The organism is Clostridium sp. 1001283B150210_160208_E6, assembly GCF_015669365.1.
In the GTDB taxonomy this organism is placed as follows: domain Bacteria; phylum Bacillota; class Clostridia; order Clostridiales; family Clostridiaceae; genus Clostridium; species Clostridium paraputrificum.
Genome location: NZ_JADPAA010000002.1, coordinates 159,573 through 176,874 on the forward strand (window position 1 = coordinate 159,573; position 17,302 = coordinate 176,874).

The 17,302-nt window shown below is 30.4% G+C and carries 17 protein-coding genes; 2 read left to right on the top strand and 15 right to left on the bottom strand.

The features are described 5' to 3' along the window. Positions 1–68: 68 nt before the first annotated feature. The 11 genes from ftsY to pta all read right to left on the bottom strand — a co-directional run bounded on the left by ftsY (position 69) and on the right by pta (position 10,963). The gene (ftsY, locus tag I4V16_RS03485) at positions 69–980 is read right to left on the bottom strand and encodes a signal recognition particle-docking protein FtsY (protein WP_049176891.1); all 912 of its coding nucleotides are present in this window, start codon (positions 978–980) and stop codon (positions 69–71) included. 17 nt (positions 981–997) lie between these two features. Continuing rightward, the gene (smc, locus tag I4V16_RS03490) at positions 998–4,552 is read right to left on the bottom strand and encodes a chromosome segregation protein SMC (RefSeq protein WP_111937890.1); all 3,555 of its coding nucleotides are present in this window, start codon (positions 4,550–4,552) and stop codon (positions 998–1,000) included. A gap of 15 nt (positions 4,553–4,567) precedes the next feature. Then, positions 4,568–4,663 (bottom strand): DUF4044 domain-containing protein, encoded by a 96-nt coding sequence (locus I4V16_RS03495; protein WP_193394351.1) that lies wholly within the window; start codon positions 4,661–4,663, stop codon positions 4,568–4,570. 124 nt (positions 4,664–4,787) lie between these two features. Next, on the bottom strand, positions 4,788–5,786 hold the full coding sequence (locus I4V16_RS03500) for a radical SAM protein (RefSeq protein ID WP_195541906.1): 999 nt from the start codon (positions 5,784–5,786) through the stop codon (positions 4,788–4,790). Continuing rightward, positions 5,779–6,477: a ribonuclease III gene (rnc, locus tag I4V16_RS03505; RefSeq protein ID WP_049176886.1), complete on the bottom strand. Its 699-nt coding sequence runs from the start codon at positions 6,475–6,477 to the stop codon at positions 5,779–5,781. Before rnc ends, I4V16_RS03500 begins: the two co-directional genes overlap by 8 nt. 98 nt (positions 6,478–6,575) lie before the next feature. Further along, positions 6,576–6,806 carry an acyl carrier protein gene (gene acpP, locus I4V16_RS03510; RefSeq protein WP_049176885.1) on the bottom strand — a complete coding sequence of 77 codons (231 nt, stop codon included), beginning with the start codon at positions 6,804–6,806 and terminating at the stop codon, positions 6,576–6,578. 84 nt (positions 6,807–6,890) lie between these two features. Further along, positions 6,891–7,889 (bottom strand): phosphate acyltransferase PlsX, encoded by a 999-nt coding sequence (gene plsX, locus I4V16_RS03515; protein ID WP_049176883.1) that lies wholly within the window; start codon positions 7,887–7,889, stop codon positions 6,891–6,893. A 56-nt stretch (positions 7,890–7,945) separates the two neighbouring features. Next, positions 7,946–8,128: a 50S ribosomal protein L32 gene (gene rpmF / locus I4V16_RS03520; RefSeq protein WP_027097509.1), complete on the bottom strand. Its 183-nt coding sequence runs from the start codon at positions 8,126–8,128 to the stop codon at positions 7,946–7,948. A 2-nt stretch (positions 8,129–8,130) separates the two neighbouring features. After that, complete coding sequence (locus I4V16_RS03525; protein ID WP_049176881.1) at positions 8,131–8,640, bottom strand: DUF177 domain-containing protein; 510 nt, start codon at positions 8,638–8,640, stop codon at positions 8,131–8,133. Positions 8,641–8,737: 97 nt separating this feature from the next. Continuing rightward, positions 8,738–9,934: an acetate kinase gene (locus I4V16_RS03530; protein ID WP_195966521.1), complete on the bottom strand. Its 1,197-nt coding sequence runs from the start codon at positions 9,932–9,934 to the stop codon at positions 8,738–8,740. Positions 9,935–9,961: 27 nt separating this feature from the next. Beyond that, a complete protein-coding gene (pta, locus tag I4V16_RS03535) occupies positions 9,962–10,963 on the bottom strand; it encodes a phosphate acetyltransferase (RefSeq protein WP_111937888.1) in 1,002 nt (333 codons plus the stop codon). Between the two features lie 214 nt (positions 10,964–11,177). Here pta and I4V16_RS03540 point away from each other — a divergent pair, with 214 nt between their 5' ends. Together I4V16_RS03540 and ylbJ are read left to right on the top strand one after the other, a co-directional pair. Next, positions 11,178–12,389 carry a nucleotidyltransferase gene (locus I4V16_RS03540; protein WP_049176876.1) on the top strand — a complete coding sequence of 404 codons (1,212 nt, stop codon included), beginning with the start codon at positions 11,178–11,180 and terminating at the stop codon, positions 12,387–12,389. Positions 12,390–12,439: 50 nt separating this feature from the next. Further along, positions 12,440–13,615 (top strand): sporulation integral membrane protein YlbJ, encoded by a 1,176-nt coding sequence (gene ylbJ / locus I4V16_RS03545; RefSeq protein ID WP_049176874.1) that lies wholly within the window; start codon positions 12,440–12,442, stop codon positions 13,613–13,615. Here ylbJ and I4V16_RS03550 read toward each other — a convergent pair. The 4 genes from I4V16_RS03550 to recG form a co-directional block, all read right to left on the bottom strand. Further along, positions 13,595–14,140, bottom strand: a complete 546-nt coding sequence (locus I4V16_RS03550; RefSeq protein WP_049176872.1) for a hypothetical protein — start codon at positions 14,138–14,140, stop codon at positions 13,595–13,597. The two genes, ylbJ and I4V16_RS03550, sit on opposite strands and share 21 nt — an antisense overlap. A gap of 13 nt (positions 14,141–14,153) precedes the next feature. After that, on the bottom strand, positions 14,154–14,633 hold the full coding sequence (coaD, locus tag I4V16_RS03555) for a pantetheine-phosphate adenylyltransferase (RefSeq protein WP_027097502.1): 480 nt from the start codon (positions 14,631–14,633) through the stop codon (positions 14,154–14,156). Positions 14,634–14,643: 10 nt separating this feature from the next. Continuing rightward, positions 14,644–15,192: a 16S rRNA (guanine(966)-N(2))-methyltransferase RsmD gene (gene rsmD / locus I4V16_RS03560; protein WP_049176871.1), complete on the bottom strand. Its 549-nt coding sequence runs from the start codon at positions 15,190–15,192 to the stop codon at positions 14,644–14,646. Positions 15,193–15,258: 66 nt separating this feature from the next. Continuing rightward, positions 15,259–17,295, bottom strand: a complete 2,037-nt coding sequence (recG, locus tag I4V16_RS03565) for an ATP-dependent DNA helicase RecG (protein WP_049176869.1) — start codon at positions 17,293–17,295, stop codon at positions 15,259–15,261. Positions 17,296–17,302: the final 7 nt, after the last annotated feature.

Sequence of the window (17,302 nt, forward strand, 5' to 3'; positions counted from 1 at the left end):
CCACAAAAGAGATAATAACAGAATAATTTATGGGTGTCAAGTATTTTTACTTAACACCTGTAGAAATATTAAAATAAAGCTTCTGCAAAAGCTTCTGCATCAAATTCTTGTAAATCTTCTATACCTTCTCCAACTCCAATATACCTAACTGGAATATTTAAAGTTTGTTTAATTGATATTACAACTCCACCCTTTGCAGTACCGTCTAACTTTGTAAGTATTATTCCGTCGATAGGACATGCTTCCATAAATTGTTTTGCTTGTATAACAGCATTTTGTCCTGTTGTTCCATCCAATACTAATAAGGTTTCTTTTTTAGCTTCACTATATTCTCTATCAATTATTCTATTTATTTTGGATAATTCATTCATAAGATTCTTTTTATTGTGCAGTCTACCTGCAGTATCACAAATAAGTATATCTGCACTTCTTGATTTTGCAGCAGTTACAGCGTCAAATACTACAGCTGCAGGGTCTGACCCTTCACTTTGCTTAATTATATCAACACCAGCTCTTTGACTCCACACCTCTAGTTGGTCAATGGCAGCAGCTCTAAATGTATCTGCTGCTGCTAAAAGAACTTTTTTGCCTTCTGCTTTATTCTTAGCTGCAAGTTTTCCAATAGAAGTTGTTTTACCAACTCCATTAACACCAATAACTAAAAGAACCTTTTTGCCTTCTTGATCTTCCTCTTCTTCAGCTCCTTCCATCATCATCTCTTTAATAACAGATTTTAATGTTGGAATTACTAACTCTGTATCATTTATTTTTTCTTTTCTAATCTTCTCTCTTAGCTTTTCTATGATTTCCATAGTTGTATCCATACCAATATCAGAAGTTATTAAAATCTCTTCTAACTCTTCATATAAATCCTCATCAATTGTTACTGCTAACTTTAAAGCTTCGTTAATCTTATCAGTTAATCCATTTCTTGTTTTTGATAATCCATCCTTAAGTTTGTCAAATAATTTTCCAAACATACTTCTTCCTCCTAGTTCTATTTTGTTAAGTCTACTGATACAACCTTTGATATACCCTTTTCTTCCATTGTAACTCCATACATTACATCACTAGCTTCCATTGTACCTTTTCTGTGAGTAATAACTATAAACTGAGTTCCTTTGGAGAATTCTTTCAAGAATTCAGCATATCTATATACATTAGCATCATCAAGTGCTGCTTCAATTTCATCTAATATACAGAATGGAGTTGGCTTCATCTTTAATATTGCAAACAATAATGCAATGGCAGATAAAACTTTTTCTCCCCCTGACATAAGATTAATATTTTGAAGTTTCTTTCCTGGTGGCTCTACATTTATGTCTATATTGGCAGTTAATTCATCACCTTCTGCAAGAATAAGTTCTGCACTACCACCCTTAAATAATTCTTTAAAAGTTTCATTGAAGTTTTTATTTAACACCTTAAAGTTCTCTTTAAATAATTCCTTCATTTTAGTAGTCATTTCATATATTACAGATAAAAGTTCTTCTTTTGATTTTTGTAAATCTTCTTCTTGAGAAGACATAAACTCATACTTTTCTTTAACTTCATCATACTCTTCAATAGCAGCTAAATTAACAGTTCCAAGGGCTGTAATTTTTCTCTTATAACTATTGATACTTTCTTTTATATCATGGACACTCTCAATATCTACCGCTATTTCCTCTGCTTCAGCTAATGTAAGGTCCAACTCCTCATTTAACTTTGTATAATGATTATCTTTTTCCATTTCATATTTAGCTCTCTGCACTTCTTGCTTGTTTAATTCGCCTTCTTCTTTATTTATTATATCTAAGGTTTCGTTTATTAAACTATCTTTAATCTTAAAGTCTTCTTTTAATTTAGCTTTTTCTACTTCCTCTTCTTTAAAACTTTCCTCAAGTTCAACAAGTCTATTCTTCTCTATCTCAATTCTATCTAATCTTTCATGTATATTATTATTTAAGATTTGAATATTCTCTCTATTGTCTTTATTTTCATCTTCCATCAACTTAGCTTTTGAAATATTCTCATCTATTTCTTTTTCTTTCCTTGATATTTCACTTAACTTACCAGTTAATGCTTCATCTAAAGATGCCTTATTAACCTTAAGTTCCGTAATATATTCTCTTTCTTTATTAAGCTTCTCCCTAGCAACCTTTACTTCATCTTCTAGAGATATAGCTCTTTCTTTATTCCAACTATTTTGCTCTTCTATTTTTTCTAGCTCATTAGTTTTTTCCTTTAATTTATCATTTAATCTTTGTATATCTTCGTCATTTCTTTTAGACTCAAGCTTAGAAACCTCTAAACTATTTTTTAGCTTTTCAGATTCATTTTTTAAAGAAATTATTTCAGATTCATTCTTTGCAACTTCAACATTCTTAGCATGAATTTCATCTCTATCATTTAATATACTTTCATCTAAATCTGATACTTTCTTTTTAAAACTATTGTACTCATTTAAGGATTCTTGTAATTTTTGCTTTTTACTTTCTAATAACTCACCTATCTCTTCAATTTCTCTTTTTCTTCCAAGAATATTAGTGTGCTTACCCTGTATACTTCCCCCAGTTAAAGCTCCTCCTGGAGATATTAATTCTCCTGATAAAGTTACTATTCTATAGCTATTATTACTATTTCTTGATAGTTTTAAGGCTGAATCCATATCACTACATACAATAGTTCTTCCTAAAGCATTATTAATAGCTTTGGTATACTTTTCATCATATTTTATTATCTCTGATGCTATTCCTATAAATCCTTCCATTGAAGTAATTCTTGAATCCAATGACAGCTTGTTTCCTCTTATATTATCTAGAGGTAAGAATGTTGCTCTTCCTATATTATTCTTTTTCAAATAATTAATAAGATCTTTTGCTATCCTTTCATTCTCAGTAATTACATTGGATATACCAGCACCTAAAGCTATTTCTATAGCTGTTTCATAATCTTTTTCAACAGTAAAAACTTCTCCAAGAACTTTAGTCCCATCTGCTTTTGGTGTTAAGCCCTTCTCTATTCTTTCCATAAGAATTTTTACTGACCTATTATATCCTTCATAGTGCTTTTCTAAATTGGATAACATATTTTTATTTGCTTCAAGTTCGTTAATATTTTTATTAAGAAGTTTTATCTCATTATCCCTTTTGGTTATTTTAGAATTTAATATTCCTATTTCTTTCCTCTTCTCATATATAGAAGCTTCTAATTTTCCTATTTCATCTTTTATTGTCTCTACCTTATTTTTTAAACTTTCTAAAGTAGCAATATTTATCTTTATATTTCCTTCTAAAGACTGAATAGAAGATTTTAATGTTTGCTCCTTTTCAATCCTTAACTTAATTTCATTATTTATTAATGTAACAGAGTTTTTAATTTCAGAATTACCTCTTAATAACTCAAATTCATCCTCTTTTAACTTTTTAAGTTCTTCATCCATATTATTAATATTTTTTATGGACTCGCTATTCTTATTTTCCAATAAAGAGATTTCATCTTCCTTCTCTCTTTGTTCTTCCCTTTTTATTAAAAGTTCCTGTTCAACTCTGTCTTTTTCCTCTTTTATAATAGAAATTTTATTTTTATACTCATCTAAACTTAAAGTATTCTTCTCCATTATAGTTTCAAGGTTTTTAATACGCTCTCTAAATACATCTATATCATTTGAGATTTTAGATATACTTTCTTTTTTCTCATAATACTCAGCTTTTTCTTGTATTGTCTTATTTTCTATTTCTTCTATTTTACTCTCTATTTCTTTTAACTTTTCTTTTTCAGTTAGTAAAAGATTTTTCTTTTCATCTAATTTATTTCTCTTTTGTATTACAGCTTCACTGTACTCTTTTAATGTTTTTTCAATATTATTTATATAATGAACTAACAAAGACACTTCACTTACCCTTAAAGTATCATATAGTCCTCTATATTCAATAGCTTTTTCTCTCTCTATTCTTAATGGTTCAATTCTCTCTTCATATGTAGATATAATATCTCTAATTCTCACAAGGTTTTCATCTGTATTAGAAAGTTTCTTTTCAGCTTCTTCTTTTCTAGATTTATACTTTACAATACCAGCTGCTTCCTCTAATAAAGATCTTCTTTCTTCAGGTTTTCCACTAAGAATAGCTTCAATCTTACCTTGTCCTATTAATGAATATCCTTCTTTACCTATACCAGTATCCATAAATAGCTGAGTAATATCCTTTAATCTACACTTAGTTCCATTTAAAAGATATTCAGTCTCACCTGATCTAAATATTCTTCTTGAAACAGTAATTTCATTGTAATCAGAACTTAATGAACCATCTGTATTATCAAGAGTTAAAGATACTTGGGCTAATCCTACAGGTTTTCTATATTGAGTTCCTGCAAAGATTACATCCTCCATCTTGCCTCCTCTTAATGTCTTAACACTTTGTTCACCCAGAACCCATCTAACTGAGTCAGAAATATTACTCTTCCCACTTCCATTTGGTCCAACTACAGCAGTTACACCTTTTTTAAACCTTAATTCTGTTTTGTCTGCAAAGGATTTAAATCCTCTTATTTCTAGCGACTTTAAAAACAATACGCCCACTCCTTACTAGTGAAATATAGCTGGAATTAATCCCATTATAAAAATAATCACCATAAATGTTGCTAATATATATTTCAATTTATCTCTTGTCTTCTTTTTCATAAAAACACTTCCTATCTTCTTTATAAGTTTATCTTAACCTTGTACAAAATTCAATATTTCTTAACTCTTAAGAACAAAATAACCTGAATTATAACGCTTCTTATAATTCAGGCTACATCTCCATTTATTTAAAAATAATCTGTCCTCTTTCTAAGGCGTCATCTCTTTGAACATCTATTACGAATCCATCAGATAATAACTCTTTAAAATACTTTTTCTTATTTGCATATAACTTACTTAAATCCCTACTATTTAAACAGATTATTCCCTTTTTACTTTCCTTAAAGGCTTCACGTATTCTATCACTAATAAGACTACCTTCAACTAGCTCTCTAAAGGCTGGGTGGAATGGACCGTCTACAATATCTTTTCCTTCAGTAATAGTATCTGTAGGCTGAAGTCCTATTCTTATAACTTGAACACCAGCTTCCAAATACATTTTATATAACTTTTTACATATAGAAACCGCTTCATCTAGTGTATAAGGAATATACTCCCCCCTATTATACATAACTGCCATTGGAGTATCCTTAATAACAAGAGAAGGATATATTCTACAAACGTCAGGCTTCATACTAATAGACCTTTCAACTGTTTCTATATCTTTTTCAAAACTATCCCTAGGTAATCCAGGCATAATTTGATGCCCTAGTGTAAAGCCATACTTTTTTATAAGTTTTGATGCATCTTCAACCTGTTTAATTGTATGCCCTCGTCCTGCACCTATTAAAACATCCCCAACTAATGATTGCACTCCTAATTCAATTATATCTACGCTATACTCTTGTAAATAACTTAGTATATAATCATTAATATAGTCTGGCCTAGTTGACATTCTTATCTTATCTACAAGACCTTTATCTTTATATTCTTTTGCAACAGAAAGTAACTCTCTTTGTTTTTCTTCTCTTATTCCTGTGAATGTTCCTCCAAAGAATGAAATTTCTATAGTTGCATCTTTATTATCAATTGTTTGTAAATACTCTTCAACAGTATCGTATACCGTTTGGGCTGTAACACTTTCTTTTGATCCTGTTATTCTATCTTGGTTACAGAATACGCACTTATGTGGACAACCTTCTTGTGGCACAAACAACGGTATAATATAATAATTTTTACTCATCAATGACCTCCAGTTTAACTAGTGCTTCTTTTGCTGCATTTTGTTCTGCTTCTTTCTTGCTATATCCTTCCCCACTACCCAATAATTTACCTTCTACATATAAGTTAACAAAAAACTTTCTTCTATGTGGTGGCCCCTCATGTTTATAAAGTTCATAATTTATATCAATATCTCCATCCTTCTGTAAGTATTCTTGTAACTTAGTTTTAAAATCTAAAATTATCTTATTATCTATAGCTTTTTTAATAATATCATTAAAATTAGTTAATATAAATTCCTTAGCAACTTCTAATCCTTTATCAAGGTAAATAGCTGCAATAATAGCTTCTACTGCATCGGCTTGTATAGATATTCTATCTCTACCACCAGTTAACTCTTCACCCTTGCTCATCATTATAAAATCAGATATTCCTAGCTTTCTTGCTACATTATATAAGGAGTTTTCACAAACAATTAAACTACGTAACCTTGTTAGCTCTCCTTCTAATTTGTTTTTATAATTTGAAAACAAATACTCTGTAATTGTTAACTGCAAAACAGAATCGCCTAAAAACTCTAGTCTTTCATTATATTGAGATTCCTTAAACTGTTTTGCATATGAGCTATGAGTAAAAGCTGTTTGTATTATTCTTTTATTATTAAAATTTATCTTCAAGTTTTTTTCTACATTACTTAAATTAAAGTTATTCATATATACCCCTCTTCTAAGTTTATTCTTCAATCTTTAGCTTACTAATAAATTCAAGAATAAACTAAAATACAAAATCCCGCGAAAGATGCGGGATTACATTATTCTTCGTGATGAGTTTTTACATAATTCACAACATCTCCAACTGTTTTAAAGTTTTCAACGTCTTCATCTGGAATTTCCATTTCTAGTTCATCTTCTAAAGCCATAATAAGTTCAACAATATCTAATGAATCCGCATTTAAATCGTCTATAAATGATGAATCTAAAGTTATTTCTTCAGCATCAATGCTTAATTTATCAGCAATAATTTCTTGTATTTTTTCAAACATTATATTCACCTCCTAAGTCCTTTCATTTAGATGATAGTATATATATTTTTATTCGTCAATATAACTTATAAATAAAATCTAATATTATTTTTCTTTGTGAAATTCTTTTTTCATTGTATCAAGAATTCCTCTTTCATTAAATAATATCGTTTGTCTTATGGCATTTTTAAATGCCTTCCCATCAGAACTTCCGTGTGCTTTTATACATATGTTATTAACGCCTAAAAATGGTGCACCACCAACTTCTTTATAATCAAACTTAACCATTAACTTTTTAAATACAGGTTTTAATAATGCTGCTCCTAACTTAGGTATTAAAGGTGCTGAATAAATTTCGTCTTTAATCATTTTTAAAAGAGTGGAAGCAGATCCTTCATACATCTTTAAAACTGTATTTCCAACGAACCCATCAGTGACTAATACATTAACATCTCCTGTAGGAATATCCCTTGGTTCAACATTTCCCACAAAATTAAAGTCTTCTTCCTTTAACAACTGATACGCTGCTTTTGTAAGCTCATTTCCTTTTTCTTCTTCCGCTCCAATATTTACAAGACCAATGCTGGCATTATTAGTATCGAACATAGCTTCATAATAAATTCTGCCCATCTTTGCAAATTGAGCTAGATATTGAGGCTTACAATCCACGTTTGCTCCTACGTCAACAACCATAAAGTTACCATTTCTACCTGGCATTATAGGTGCAAGTGCTGGTCTTTCAACCCCTTTAATTCTTCCTATTATAAATGTACATCCTGCTAAAAAAGCTCCTGTGCTTCCACCAGAAATAATGGCATCACATTCTCCTTCTTTAACTAAATGTAGGGCCTTTACAATACTAGAATCTTTTTTCTTTCTAACTGCCATTACAGGATGTTCATTAGTAGTGATTACTTCAGTAGCATCAATTATTTTTACTCTATCCTTTGGATAATCATACTTTTTAAGTTCTTCTGCTATGATATTTTCAGGCCCAGTTATATACATCTCTACGCCTTCAAATTCCTTTAGTGCTTGAACAACACCTTCCACAACAGCTTGCGGTGCATGATCTCCCCCCATACCGTCTATAGCTATCTTCATATTATTATCTCCTTTTTTTATCTGAATATAAAGAAAAGAAAGTCTAATGACTTTCTTTATTCTTCAGTAACTACTACTTCTTTACCCTTATAGTAACCACAGTTCTTACATACTCTGTGAGCAAGTTTCATTTCGTGACATTGTGGACACTCTACGATCCCTGGTAAGCTTGCCTTAAAAGTTTGAGCTCTTCTTGAATCTCTCTTTGCTCTATATGTCTTTCTAGCTGGATTTCCCATTGTTACACCTCCTTATTATCTAACAACGCCTTTAAGCCTGCCAATCTAAGATCTACATCTTCATTGTTACAGTTGCATGCTTCTTTATTAAGATTAGCACCACAACTTTGGCATAGGCCTTTGCAATTTGTGCTGCAAAGTCTCTTAATAGGTAAGGTTGATATTATTGAATTTTCAACAATTTCTGTGATATCTAATGCATCACTTTTTACAAAAACAACATTTTCATCTTCACAATGTTCGCTGTCATTTGTAAACCTTTCTTCTATATCAATATCTATTGGATAGATAAAGGTATCTAGGCATCTAGAACATTTTAATTCTAAATCTACTTTAACATGAGCTTTAATCGTTATTATATTATTATCAGATGTTACTTCACCCTTAACATCTACTTCGCTTAAAGGTTTAATATAATCCCCTTCAAAGTAGAATGGTTCAGCTTCCACCTTATAAGTAATATCTTTTTTTCTTTCTTTTCTAGAAATAAGATCTAAAAACTGTATCTCCATAAAAACGACTCTTTTTGAGCCTTTTCACTCCTTAGCTAAAATATTTACTGAATAAACACAATTTATTATATAAACTGCATGATTAAAAGTCAATGGATTAATTTAACAATTCTACTGTTTCTTTTGCTATCATTAATTCTTCATTAGTTGGAACAACATAAATTTTTACTTTTGATGCATCTTTAGACACTTCTTTAAGCTCTCCACGAACTTTATTCTTATCCTTATCTATTTCAACACCAAGGAATTCAAGTCCTTCAACACATCCTTCTCTTGTTTCAATAGCATTTTCTCCTACACCAGCTGTAAATACTATTACATCTACTCCTCCCATTGCTGCTGTATAAGCACCAATTTGACATCTAACCTTATAATGATATAAATCTAAAGCTAACTTAGCTCTCTCATTGTTTTCTTCATAAGCTGCTGATCTTATATCTCTAAAATCAGAACTTACTCCTGATACCCCTAATATTCCTGACTTTTTATTTAAAATATCATTAACTTCTTCTACAGAATATCCTAACTCTTGTATTAGATAAATAACAACTGCTGGGTCTATACTTCCTGATCTAGTCCCCATAACAATTCCATCTAATGGAGTAAATCCCATAGTAGTATCTATAGCTTTTCCATTCTTAACTGCTGTTAAACTTCCTCCATTACCTAGATGGCATGTTATTATTTTTAAATCTTTTATATCCTTACCCATAGCTTCTGCTACTTTATTAGATACATATTTGTGACTTGTTCCATGGAATCCGTATTTTCTTATCCCATGTTTTTCGTACATTTCATATGGTAAAGCATACATATACGCTTCTTTTGGCATTGTACCATGGAAAGCTGTATCAAAAACAACAGCCATAGGTGTATTAGCCATAAGCTTCTTACAAGCTTCTATTCCGATTATGTTAGGTCTATTATGAAGAGGTGCAAGTTTTACACATTCCTCTAAATAATTCATAACTTCATCATTAACAAGTACTGATTGTGAGTACTTTTCTCCACCATGAACAACTCTATGACCTACTGCATCAATTTCGCTCATATCCTTAATTATTCCATGCTCTTCATCTATTAAAGCATCTAATACATGCTTTATAGCATCCTCATGATTAACCATTTTTTCCTCAACCACGTATTTTTCTTTACCATTTATCTTTTGAGTTAAAATTGAACCATTAATTCCTATTCTTTCTACTAACCCTTGTGCAAGCACCTCTTCATTTTCCATATTTATTAACTGATATTTTAATGATGAGCTACCACAATTGATAACAAGTACCTTCATTATTAGAGACACTCCTTTTTAGCTTTATTATTTACTACTTTGAGCTTGAACAGCTGTAATTGCAACAACCTTTACTATGTCTTCTGAACTACATCCTCTTGATAAGTCATTAATTGGCTTAGCAAAACCTTGACATATTGGCCCAATTGCTTCTGCCTTAGCAAATCTTTGTACTAATTTATATCCTATATTTCCTGCTTGTAAATCTGGGAATACTAATACATTTGCTTTTCCTGCAACCTTGCTATTAGGAGCTTTTTGGCTAGCCACTGACTCAACTATTGCTGCATCTAATTGCATTTCTCCATCTATTAATAAATCTGGTCTTAATTCTTTTGCTTTTTCTGTAGCAGTTCTAACCTTTGATACTAACTCATGGTCAGCACTTCCCATAGTTGAGAATGAAAGCATTGCAACTCTAGGTTCAACCTTACATAAGTTTTTAGCTGTTTCTGCAGTAGCAATTGCTATAGCAGCTAATTGATCTTCATTAGGATTTGGGTTAACTGCACAGTCAGAGAATAGAAGCATTCCTTCTTCTCCGTATACAGAATCCGGTACCATCATTATAAAGAAACTAGATACAACCGAAACTCCTGGAGCTGTCTTTATTATTTGTAGACCTGGTCTTAAAAGATCACCTGTTGTGTGAACAGCACCTGATACCATACCATCTGCGTCACCAAGCTTTACCATCATTGTCCCAAAATATAACGGGTCTCTAACTATTTTCTCAGCTTTACTCATAGTCATGCCCTTATTCTTTCTTAATTCATAGAATGCTTCTATATACTTACTTAAGTTTTCTGATGTTTCAGGATCTATAATTTCTACCCCTGTTAAATCAGCATTTAAAGCAGTAGCCTTGTTTAATATTTCTTCTCTATTTCCTACTAGAATAGGATGTGCATATCCTTGCTTATATATTTCTTCCGTAGCTACTATTGTTCTTTCTTCGTTTCCTTCTGGAAGTACAATTCTTTTTTTATCTGCTTTTGCTACTTCCAATATTTTATTCATCAGTTTCATGTTCATTTCTCCTTTCAAAGACACGTTGTCTCTTCATCTTATACTATACTCCTACACCGTACACTATTTCAACCTTAAAATCCCCTATTTGCCAAAGTCTTTAGATTAAAAATTATCTTAATTATCAGAAAAATTCCCTCTATTTTATGTTGTGACCTAAATGGATATATTTTATGTTATAATATCTCTATATTTTCCGTATAGGAGGAAAGCTATGAATATAACTGGCTTAATAACTGAATATAATCCATTTCATCTTGGTCATCTTTATCATCTACAAAAAGCAAAGATAGATACAAATTGTGATGGTGTAATATGTATAATGAGTGGTAACTTCATGCAAAGAGGAATCCCAGCTATAATTGATAAGTGGGAAAGAGCTAATATAGCAGTAGCTAATGGCGTTGATTTAGTAATAGAACTACCTTTAGTATATTCTATATCTTCAGCTGAAGGCTTTGCTCATGGAGCATGTAGCATACTAAACTCCACAGGAGTAGTAAACTCTATTTACTTTGGAAGTGAGTCTGGTAATATTGAAGAACTGAAAAGAATCTCCCAGGTATTAATAACAGAGCCTGAGGACTTCAAACTAAATCTAAAGCTTCAACTTGATAAAGGTGTGCCATTTCATACAGCAAGAAAAATTGCTTTGAAGAATTCTCTTCATGATATTTGTTGCGAAGAAATTATAGGTAGTTCTAATAACATTCTTGCTATTGAATATATAAAGTCTTTATCAAAATTAAATAGTTCCATTGTCCCATATACATTAAAAAGACAAGGAGCAAATTATAATGATTCAGAACTTAACAATATTTTTTCTTCTGCCACTTCAATTAGAAATGCTTTAAAGAACAGTGGTAATTTAAAAGAAATTGAAACTACTGTTTCCAAAGAAACTTTCTCATATTTAAAAAAATTGAAAGAAGAAAAATATAATTTTGTTTTTAACGATGATATCTTTCAATATGTAAAATATAAGATTTTAACTTCAGGAGAAACTCTCAATAAAGTTTATGATGTAAAAGAAGGTTTAGATAATAAGATAGTAAAAGAAATAACTAACTCTAAAAGTATAGATGAGTTAATTTTAAATATTAAGAGCAAACGATATACATACACAAGGATAAACAGAATTCTAACATCATTCTTTTTAGGATTGGAAAAGTATGATATTGATAAACTTGTTCATGAAACACCGAATTATATTAGACCCCTTGCTTTTAATGAAACTGGAAGTAAAATACTTAAAGAAATAAAAAAGAAAGGTAATATAGAAATATTAACAAAGTTGCCTAAAAAGCTTAATGATGAATACTTAGAAATTGATTTACTAGGAACTAAAGCTTATTCTATCCTTAATTCTTCTGTTTCACCTTATGATGATTATTTAAAAAGTCCAACATTTTTTAGTAAAAAATAATATTGTAAAGCCATAGGAAATATAAATACTATATAGATTGGAGTGATTTCATGTTAAGTATTATTTTCTTATGGCTTTTAATTATTCTATTAATTCAAATTTTATTTAAATTAATAGATATAAAAAAGAACTATATTATATCTTTTTTAATAAGCATACTTATAATTTTATTTTTTGTTAATTTAAAAGTATCTATGGCATCTGCAATTGAAGGGTGCAAGCTATGGTTTAAAGCAATGGTTCCTACATTATTTCCTTTTTTAGTAATCTGTAACTTGTTAATATCTTATGATGGTATTTCCTTATATTCAAAAATATTAGGGCCTTTTTTATGTAAACCCCTAGGTTTGTCAAAAGTATGCTCTTTCCCATTAGCTGCTAGTTTTTTATGTGGATACCCTCTAGGAGCAAAGTATTGTACTGATATTTATGATTTAGGTTATATAAACAAAAAAGAATATTGCAGACTACTTAATATAGCTTCTAACTGCGGTCCTTTATTTATTGTAGGTTCAGTTTGTACTGCAATGCTAGGAAATGCAACATTGGGGTACTTACTATTAATAGCAAATTATTTTTCTTTAATTCTTATAGGACTATTTACAAGAAAGAATAAAGAAATATCCAATAATAATTCATCTAACTTATCAAGTCCAAAAATTAATTTTGGTCAAGCCTTTAAGAACGCAATAGATAATGCAATTTCTACTACCATACAAGTTGGTGGATTTATAGTCATCTTTTCAGTAATTATCGGCATAATAAAAAATAATGCTAATATAAGCATTATTTTTAATAATTTAGAATCATTTTTAAGTTTACCTAAAGACTCTATATATGCACTTTTTCTTGGCAGTATTGAAATTACTAACGGTTGTAATATAATAGCCAATTCTACATTAACAATACCATTAAAACTAAGTATAATAAGCTTCTTATGTTCTTTTTCCGGGCTATCAATAATAGCTCAAGTAAGTTCTTTTATTAGCAAGCATAATGTACCTATGTTTAGATATACTTTACTTAAGCTAGTCCAAGGAATCTTAAGCTTTATAATAACCTTTATAGTTGCAAAGTTATTTGTAGGCAGTATAGCAACATCCACTATAGTAGCCCCTACAACTCCTTATATAACGTCATTTATGTATTTTATACCTTTTGTAATAATTTTAGGTATATATGCAATAGGGAAAACTTTCAAAAAATTACTTCTTCATATCTCGTAGTTCTTTAATATTATCTTTAATGGTAGAGCTTATACCAGTGAAGTTCTTATCTAGGTCACTAGCAACTTCTTCAAAGCTTACTTGTAAGGCCTTTATAAGCTCTGCCTTCTTTACTTCTAATTCTCTATCAAGATCTGTTAATATTTCATCAGAATAGTCTCTTGATCCTAACCTTATGGCTTTTGCATCTCTTTGAGCAGCTGACACTATTTCCTGTGCTCTAATTTTAGCTTCTTTTACAACATCATGATTTTCAACATTTTGTCTCATCATTTCCATTGTTTCTTTCTTTACTGAATCATACTCTTTTTTAGCTTCTGATAAAATTCTTTCTCTTTCGTTCATAACCCATTGTGCCTTTTTAAATTGATCTGGTAGATAGTTTATTACTTGGTCTATTACATCAAGTACTTCTTTCCTATCAACCATTGTTTTCCCACTTATAGGTACCTTCGGAGAATTCTCAATTAAATCTTGAAGATATTCTAATAATTCTACGATATTAACATCTACGTTCTTATCCACAATACCACCCAACCTATTCCTTTATTTTTTTTATAATATCTGGAATTATATCACTAGGAACTAATCCTTCTACACATCCACCAAATTTAGCAACTTGTTTAACAGCAGACGAACTTAAATATGAATATTGAGCAGAAGTCATCATAAATAAAGTTTCCACTTCTGGATCTAACTTATTGTTCATTAATGCCATTTGAAACTCATATTCAAAATCTGAAAAAGCCCTTAACCCCTTTAAAATTACATTTGCATCATACTTTTTCATAAAATCTATCAATAAGCCATGAAAACTTACCACTTCAACATTAGGTAAATCTTTTGTTACTCTTTTTATTAACTCAACTCTCTCATCTATATTAAATAATCCCTTTTTATCTACATTAACCAGTACCCCAACAATAAGCTTATCAAAGGTCTTTGATCCTCTTGTTATAATATCTAAATGTCCATTTGTTATTGGGTCAAAGCTTCCTGGATAAACAGCTATCTTCATTTTCTTCCCCCTAATATTTATAGAAACATACTGTAGTGTTTCCATATTTCTTACTTCTATTAAGCTTTATATCTTTATAACCTTCGTATATCTCTTCTACAGAATCTATCTTTGTAACTATTATTCCATCCTCTACTAACATATCATTTTCTTCTATTAATTTAATAGCTTCTGGAATCATTTCCCTACAATATGGAGGATCTATAAATATTAAATCAAATTTCTTACCCTTCTTCGCTAATAATCTTAACGCATCATAAGAATCCATATTCATAGGATTACAAAATTCCTCAAATTTTAGATTTTTAACATTTTCCTTTAACAAAGGAAACGTTGTGGAACTCTTATCTACCAGGTATACTTCCTTAGCCCCCCTGCTTGCAGCTTCTAAACCTAAGCTACCAGTCCCTGCAAAAACATCTACAACTACAGCATTAGGAATGTATCCTTGAATCATGCTAAACATTGCCTCTTTAACTCTATCTAAAGTTGGTCTTGTTTCTAAGGTTGCTGGAGGAATTAACTTACGTCCTTTTGCTTTTCCTGCTATAATTCTCACTTCTTTTCTCCTCCTCGAAGTTTTATCACTAACATTTTATCATATTAGATAAATATATACAATTTATTAGTTAAAACATATATATTTGCTACTTTTTTCTAACCCTTGCTTAACTTCATATACTAATCGTTTATTATTCAAATCCTCAGACTCTAGCATTTTATTAGCTTCTCCCCTTGCACATTTTAAAATATTAATATCTTCATATATATCTGCTAATACTAGTCCTTCATCTCCACTTTGTCTCATACCAAATACTTCACCAGTACCTCTAAGCTTCATATCTTGCTCTGAAATGAAGAATCCATCTGTAGACTCTGTCATTATACTCATTCTTTTCTTAGTTACATTGCTCTTTGCATTAGCTATTAAAACACAATAAGATTCATATTGTCCTCTTCCCACTCTTCCTCTTAGTTGATGAAGCTGAGCTAATCCAAATCTTTCTGCATTTTCAATAATCATAACTGACGCATTAGGCACATTTACCCCTACTTCTATAACTGTAGTTGAAATTAAAACCTTAGTTTTATTTTCTTTAAATCTAGTTATTATCTCATCTTTTTCAGAAGGTTTCATTTTACCATGTAGAATTTCAACCTGAATATCATTAAATATTCCTTCCTTAAGTTTCTTATATATACTTTCTACAGAGTTTAACTTTTCCTTTTCATCCTCTTCTATTAATGGGCAAACAATATAAACTTGCCTTCCCTTTTTAATTTCTCCAAGAGCTAATTCATATGCACTATTTCTTGATGATTCATTAAAAAATCTTGTATCAATTTTCTTTCTTCCTGGAGGAAGTTCATCTATTGCAGAAACATCTAAATCCGAGTATAGATATAGTGCTAGAGTTCTTGGAATAGGTGTGGCAGTCATTACTAATACATCTGCCCTTGCTCCCTTATTTATAAGCTTGCTTCTTTGTTCTACTCCAAATCTATGTTGTTCATCAGTTATAACAAGGCCAAGCTTATTAAAATTAACATCTTCCTGTATTAATGCGTGGGTTCCTATTACAACTAAAGGAGCACTATCTGCAATTCTCTCCTTTATTCTTTTCTTTTCCTTTGCAGAAGTACTACCCGTAAGTAGCTCAATTTCCACCCCAAATTGTGATAATAACTTTTTAGCTTCTTCATAATGCTGATTTGCTAAAATTTCAGTAGGAACCATAAAAGCTGATTTATATCCATTTGTATATGCATTATATATTGCTATTAATGCTACTACAGTCTTACCACTTCCTACGTCTCCTTGAACTAATCTATTCATAGGATAAGTACTTTTTTGATCTCTTAATATTTCTCTTACAACCCTCGCTTGTGCTCCAGTCAATTGGTACGGAAGTGCTTCCCTAAGTTCTCCCATTCTTTCATTGTTCCAAGGAATGCTAATACCTTTATTATTTTGTTTGATTTTTCTTTTTAATAAAAGTAACTTCATTGAATAAGTAAATAACTCTTGGAACTTTAGTCTTGTTATTGCCTTATCTAACATTTCCTTATCTTTAGGAAAATGAATTTCTCTTATAGCTTTATCTAAGGAAATCATTCCATACTTTTCACACATTTCTATTGGTAAGTTTTCTGTTATCTTTATTGAGTCCAGAACTAAACTAATAAGCTTTGTTATAAGTTTATCTGTTAAATCTCCCTTTAGTGGATATTTAGGTATTATTTCACTCTTTAGAGCATCTTCGCACCCTACTAATGGATTAACTATCTCTAAAGTCTTTCCAACCCTTTTAAACTTACCTATCAAATTATATGTAACACCAATTCTATAATTATTCTTTATGTAGGGTTGATTAAACCACTTACCCTCTACCTTATGCCCATTATAATCGAATTCTATTGTTGTTATAGTTTTTCCTGTTCTAGTTCTAACATCTCTTTTAAAGGCAACTACTTTGCAACTTAGTATTTGCTTTTCCTCACCATCAATCTCTTCAAAAGGTATGTTTCCATTAACAAATTCATAATCTCTTGGAAAATATAACAATAAATCAAGAATATTAAATATAGATACTTTATTAAGTTTTTCTAATACCTTAGGTCCTACTCCTTTTAACGTAGATACTGAACTATATATATCCATTCTTTTT

Coding starts and splice junctions, on each gene's coding strand:
- ylbJ (WP_049176874.1), top strand. CDS start 12,440: ATGTTAAGTATTATTTTCTTATGGCTTTTAATTATTCTATTAATTCAA.
- rpmF (WP_027097509.1), bottom strand. CDS start 8,128: ATGGGAAATCCAGCTAGAAAGACATATAGAGCAAAGAGAGATTCAAGA.
- coaD (WP_027097502.1), bottom strand. CDS start 14,633: ATGAAGATAGCTGTTTATCCAGGAAGCTTTGACCCAATAACAAATGGA.
- rnc (WP_049176886.1), bottom strand. CDS start 6,477: ATGAATAACTTTAATTTAAGTAATGTAGAAAAAAACTTGAAGATAAAT.
- acpP (WP_049176885.1), bottom strand. CDS start 6,806: ATGTTTGAAAAAATACAAGAAATTATTGCTGATAAATTAAGCATTGAT.
- pta (WP_111937888.1), bottom strand. CDS start 10,963: ATGAAACTGATGAATAAAATATTGGAAGTAGCAAAAGCAGATAAAAAA.
- I4V16_RS03525 (WP_049176881.1), bottom strand. CDS start 8,640: ATGGAGATACAGTTTTTAGATCTTATTTCTAGAAAAGAAAGAAAAAAA.
- I4V16_RS03495 (WP_193394351.1), bottom strand. CDS start 4,663: ATGAAAAAGAAGACAAGAGATAAATTGAAATATATATTAGCAACATTT.
- plsX (WP_049176883.1), bottom strand. CDS start 7,889: ATGAAGATAGCTATAGACGGTATGGGGGGAGATCATGCACCGCAAGCT.
- I4V16_RS03540 (WP_049176876.1), top strand. CDS start 11,178: ATGAATATAACTGGCTTAATAACTGAATATAATCCATTTCATCTTGGT.
- I4V16_RS03530 (WP_195966521.1), bottom strand. CDS start 9,934: ATGAAGGTACTTGTTATCAATTGTGGTAGCTCATCATTAAAATATCAG.
- I4V16_RS03500 (WP_195541906.1), bottom strand. CDS start 5,786: ATGAGTAAAAATTATTATATTATACCGTTGTTTGTGCCACAAGAAGGT.
- recG (WP_049176869.1), bottom strand. CDS start 17,295: ATGGATATATATAGTTCAGTATCTACGTTAAAAGGAGTAGGACCTAAG.
- ftsY (WP_049176891.1), bottom strand. CDS start 980: ATGTTTGGAAAATTATTTGACAAACTTAAGGATGGATTATCAAAAACA.